Raw genomic sequence first — 741 nt, forward strand, 5'->3', positions numbered from 1 at the left:
GTTTTCCAGTAGTCGTCTATTTTTAGAGCGCTAAAGCTAATCAGTATTTCTGCCGTGTCTGCTTTGATGGATTGCCTGTACAGGCTTTCAGAGCAATCGTTCTCTCCTCTTGCTGCTTGTAGACTGTTTATCATGAAATGGGTTTATGACACTGGTTTGTGGTTGGCATTTTTTGTGATCAGTTGATTGAAGTAAATAGTTGGCTGCTATGACTTGGTTGAATTCTATGGGTGTCCTAGATTCCTCTAGATTCCCTCCTGGGTACCCCACAGAAAGCCTTCCGAAGAAACGGCAAGGTGACCTGGAAAGCCAAGGCCAGTGCTTTCGGGGAAACGGAAGTCTGGGAAGGGAGCGAACTGAGGAATAATTTGCGGTTTGCAGGGCAGTACTTTGACCAGGAAACAGGGCTGCATTATAACTTTTTTAGGGATTATGATCCGGGTGTTGGACGGTATGTTCAGAGTGATCCGATTGGGTTGAGTGGTGGGATTAATAGGTAGGCTCTTAATGGATTCTGGGGAGCTGGTTGAGGACGAGTTATTTGACTATGAATAGAAGACGTTTTCTTGTACAAAAGTGTCATGAAACTTTATGACCTCCTCGACAACGCCAAGTGCTTTGAACAGATACGCCAGATTCGCTGGCCTGACGGGGTGAAATGCCCACACTGTGCCAGCTCAGACATAACCCGCCAAGGCAAGGACGATTCACAGCCTGACAGACAGAGATATTCTTGTAAAG

2 protein-coding genes are annotated in these 741 nt (G+C 46.2%); both read left to right on the forward strand.

Translation table 11 applies throughout. The annotated features are described in order from the left end of the window. Window positions 1–296: 296 nt before the first annotated feature. Entirely contained in the window at window positions 297–500 is a 204-nt protein-coding gene (locus tag WG89_RS29990; protein ID WP_245662999.1) for an RHS repeat-associated core domain-containing protein, read from the forward strand. Between the two features lie 81 nt (window positions 501–581). Further along, on the forward strand, window positions 582–741 hold a 160-nt coding region (locus WG89_RS33190; RefSeq protein ID WP_172806691.1), incomplete at its 3' end, for a transposase.

The organism is Endozoicomonas arenosclerae (assembly GCF_001562015.1).
Lineage (GTDB): Bacteria > Pseudomonadota > Gammaproteobacteria > Pseudomonadales > Endozoicomonadaceae > Endozoicomonas_A > Endozoicomonas_A arenosclerae.